The 4,338-nt window shown below is 71.0% G+C and carries 4 protein-coding genes; all 4 read right to left on the bottom strand.

The features are described 5' to 3' along the window. The coding region (locus tag VFF46_RS29105; RefSeq protein WP_414673103.1) for an ABC transporter permease at positions 1–657 on the bottom strand (657 nt) is incomplete at its 3' end. Then, positions 654–2,174 (bottom strand): sugar ABC transporter ATP-binding protein, encoded by a 1,521-nt coding sequence (locus VFF46_RS29100; RefSeq protein WP_325040420.1) that lies wholly within the window; start codon positions 2,172–2,174, stop codon positions 654–656. The genes VFF46_RS29105 and VFF46_RS29100, both read right to left, overlap by 4 nt. A gap of 258 nt (positions 2,175–2,432) precedes the next feature. Then, positions 2,433–3,578 carry a CoA transferase gene (locus VFF46_RS29095; protein WP_325040419.1) on the bottom strand — a complete coding sequence of 382 codons (1,146 nt, stop codon included), beginning with the start codon at positions 3,576–3,578 and terminating at the stop codon, positions 2,433–2,435. Between the two features lie 47 nt (positions 3,579–3,625). Then, on the bottom strand, positions 3,626–4,338 hold a 713-nt coding region (locus VFF46_RS29090; RefSeq protein WP_325040418.1), incomplete at its 5' end, for an alpha/beta hydrolase.

Here is a 4,338-nt window from a genome sequence, read left to right as displayed (position 1 = left end):
GCCGACCGCGTACAGGTGCCGGGAGAACGCGCTGACCCGGAGGAACACCACCGCGGCGGCCGCGACCACCGCGAAGATGATCACCGGGATCGGCACCAGGCCGCCGAAGGTGCGTTCGCCGAGCAGCGCGAACGATGCGGGCGCCTCGTTCGGCCCGTCGCCGTACGCGATCGCGATACCCTGCCCGCCGGACCAGATCCGGGCCAGGCCTCTGGCGATCTGCAGGCCGGCCAGCGTGACGATGAACGACTGGATCCCGATCATCGCGGTCGCAATCCCCTGCAGGGCGCCGAAAACCAGGCCGATCGCAAGCACCAGCACGATCGAGGGCAAGAATCCCCAGTCGTTCTCGACCATCAGTACGGCGGAACCGACCGCGGCCAGGCCGAGGACCGCGCCGACCGAGAGGTCGATGCCGCCGATCAGGATCACGAACGTCATGCCGACCGCGATGATCCCGATCTCGGACATCGCCCGGACCACGTTCGCCAGGTTGTCCGCGCTGACGAACAGGATCTCGCCGTTCTTCCGCGGCGAGAAGACGATTGCCGCGACGAACACCGCGATCAGCCCGAAGACGCTCTGGAACCGGAACAGCGTCGCGACCACGGACGTCTTCTCGACCGGGGTCACCTTGTCCTGCACAACGTCCGTCACTGCATCGCTCCCTGTCCCATCGCCGCCGCCAGCAGATCGCCTTCGCCCGAGTCCGCGGTACTGAACGACGCCACGTCCCGGCCGTCCCGCAGGACCACGACGCGGTCGCAGACCCCGACCAGTTCGGGGAGTTCGGACGAGGCGAGCAGTACGCCGATGCCCTGCGCCGCGAGCTCGCCGAGCAGCCGGTAGATCTCGGCCTTCGCGCCGACGTCGACGCCGCGGGTCGGCTCGTCCAGCAGGAGCAGCCGGGGCGACGTGAGCAGCATCCGGCCGAACACGACCTTCTGCTGGTTCCCCCCGGACAGCGTGCCGACCTCGTCCTGCATCCGCCCGAACTTCAGCCGCAACCGGTCCGCCATCGACGCCGACGCGGCCCGCTCGAGGCGGCGCGCGACGACGCCGAGGCGCCCGTACGCCGGGAGGCTCGAGACGACCGTGTTCGCGAGGATCGAGTGGAACAGCACCAGCCCGGACGCGCGCCGGTCCTCCGGGACGAATCCGATGCCGTGCGCGAGCGCCCGCCGCGGGCTGCGCGGGCGGATCGGCTTGCCCTGCAGGGTGATCCGGCCGGTCAGCGTGCCGCCCGGCGCGACGCCGTACAGGGTCTCGAGGAGTTCGGTACGGCCGGCGCCGAGGAGGCCGGCGAGGCCGACGATCTCACCGGCGCGGACGGTCAGCGAGATGCCGTCCGGATCGCGGCGGCCGGGGCGCTTGGCTTTGAGGGCGAGGTTCTCGACGCGGAGCAGTTCGTCGCCGGTGTCGCTGTCGGGGGTGCTGAACATCGTTTGTACGGGACGGCCGACCATCGCCTCGACGACCTCCGCGGTACTGAGTTCGCGCGGGTCGAAGCTGGTCACGATGCGGCCGTTGCGGAGCACCGTCGCGCGGTCGGCGACCTGGGCGATCTCCTCCATCCGGTGCGAGATGTAGACGATGCCGACGCCGCTCTGCCGGAGTTCGCGGATCACGTCGAAGAGCCGCTCGACCTCGGAGCTGGTGAGCGCGGAGGTCGGCTCGTCCATGATCAGCACCCGGGCGTCGAGGGCGATCGCCTTCGCGATCGTGACCAGCTGCTGCTCGCCGACCCGCAGCTCGCCGACCGGGCGGCGCGGGTCGAGGCTGACGCCGCTGCGGTCGAGCAGCTCCTTGGCCTCGCGCTCCATCCGGCGGCGGTCGACGGTCCGGTACGGCGTCCGCAGCTCGCGGCCGAGGAAGATGTTGTCCGCGACCGACAGGCCCGGGACGAGATCGAGCTCCTGGTGGATCATCGCGATCCCGGCGGACTGCGCGTCGGTGGGGCCGTTGAACCGCACCGGTTCGCCGTTGATCGCGATGCTGCCGGAGAAGTCCGTGACGTCGCCGGACAGGATCTTCATCAGCGTGCTCTTCCCGGCCCCGTTCTCGCCGAGCAGCGCATGCACCTCACCGGCCCCGAGCACGAAGTCCACCCGGTCGCAGGCCTGCACCCCGCCGTACCGCTTCCCGATCGCACTCATCGTCACGAGGTCCGGCATCACACCTCCACGATCTGAGCACGATTCGGGCGAGTAATCGATTTCCCGGACGCTAGACCGGTCGCCTCGGGCCCGTCAACCCCTTACCTGGTCAACGGACAGAACCGTGACTCACCCGGCCGCCGGACGGCAGCCTTTCCATCACCGTCGAAGGGCGGACCGCCCTCACTGACCAAGCACGAGCTCCGGAGCAGTCGGGCGTTCAGCTGAGCGGGAGTCCCGCGGCCGGCACGTGGTTGGTCAGTGGCGCAGGTCCGCCTACTCGTCCAGCCAGGCGCGGACGGACTCGTTGTGCTCGCCGAGGCGCGGCGGCGGGAGGTTGGTTTCGCGGGCGCCGGCGTACGGGTTGTCGTCGAAGCGGAGCGGCGGGCCGGGGAGCTGGATGCTGCCGAGGGTGGGGTGTTCGACGTCGACGAGGAGGCCTTGGGACAGGGTCTGTTCCCACTCGTAGACCTGGCGGAAGTCGCGGACCTTGCCGGCCGGGATCCCCTGCTCCGCCAGGCGTTCCAGCCACACGTCGGCGGATGCGGTCGCGAAGGCCGACTCGATCGCGGCGGTCAGTTCGTCGCGGTGCGCGACCCGGTCGGAGTTGGCCGCGAAGTGCGGGTCGTCCGGGTCGAGCCCGACGATCGGCGCGAACAGGCGCCACAGCCCCTCACTGCCGACCGCGACCTGGACGATGTCGTCCTGGGTCCGGTAGAGCCCGTACGGCGCGATCTGCGCGTGGTGGTTGCCGACCCGCTCGGGCAGCTCGTGCGCGACCGTCCACTTCGTACCGTGGAACGCGTGGACGCCGACCACCGCGGCGAGCAGGCTGGTCCGGACGACCCGGCCCTTGCCGGTGATGGATCGCTCGTGCAGGGCGGCCAGCGCACCGTACGCGCCGTACATGCCGGCCAGCAGGTCCGAGATCGGGGCGCCGACCTTGGTCGGTTCGGTCTCGCCGGTGATGCTCATCAGGCCGCCCTCGCCCTGGGCGATCTGGTCGTACCCGGCGCGGCCACCCTCGGGGCCGTCGTGCCCGAAGCCGGTGATCGACAGGATCACCAGGCCCGGGTTGAGCTCGTGCAGCCGCTCGGTGCCGAAGCCGAGCCGGTCCAGGACGCCGGGGCGGAAGTTCTCGATCAGTACGTCGGCCTTCTGTACCAGCTTGGTGAGGAAGGCCTTGCCGTCGGCGGACTTGAGGTCCGCGGTGACGGACTCCTTGTTGCGGTTCGCGGACAGGTAGTACGTCGACTCGCCGTCCACGAACGGCGGGCCCCAGCCGCGGCTGTCGTCGCCGCCGTTCGGGTTCTCGACCTTGATCACGCGCGCGCCGAGGTCCCCCAGCATCATCGCCGCGTGCGGGCCGGCCAGCGCCCGCGTCAGATCGACGACCACGACATCCGAGAGAAGGTTCTGCACGGAGTCGAGCGTAGGCGACCGCGGCCTGCCGGGCCGTGATCAGACTCTCAGGCGGACACCTTGCGGACGAGGGACGCCAGACGGTGGGTCACGTCGCGGGGGCGTTCCTGCATGAGCATGTGGCCGGCGCCGGGGTAGATCCAGAGCCGGGCGGTGGGCAGCTCGGCGGCCATCCGGTTCGCGTGCCGCGGCGGGAGCAGCCGGTCGCGGGTGCCGTGCATGATCTCCACCGGCAGCTGGTCCAGTACCTTCAGCGCGGTACCGCGGTCGTGCTCGAGCATCGTCTCGAAGAACCCGCCGTACGACGCCCCCGGCACCACCGCGAGGTCCTCCATGAACAGCTGGACCTCCGCCGGATCCACCTTCTTCCCGAACACCACCTGCTTGAGCGCCGGCCGCTGCAACTGCGCCGCCCGCACAGCCGCCCGCACGGCAGACCGCCGCACTGCCGCCGCCTGTACTGCCGCCGCCCGTACCGCCGCCACCCGCGCCGCGCCGACGACCCGCGAAGCAGCCTGCCCCCGAGCCGACGCCGTGGCCGATGCCGATGCCGCGTCCGTCGCTTGGCCGTCCGCCCCGCCCGACACGTCGGCTTGGCCATCCACCGCGCCTCGCACGGCCGCCTCGGCTCGGGCGGTCGCCTCGGCTCGGCGGGCTGCCTTCCGGTCGATCCTTCGGCCTACGGCGTTCAGCACCCGGGGCGCGATCTTCACGGCCGTGGGGTCGAAGCGGGCGGGGATGCCGAAGGCGCCTTCGGTCA

The organism is Kribbella sp. (genome assembly GCF_035655035.1).
Lineage (GTDB): Bacteria > Actinomycetota > Actinomycetes > Propionibacteriales > Kribbellaceae > Kribbella.
This window is presented reverse-complemented; position numbering and strand designations above follow the sequence as displayed.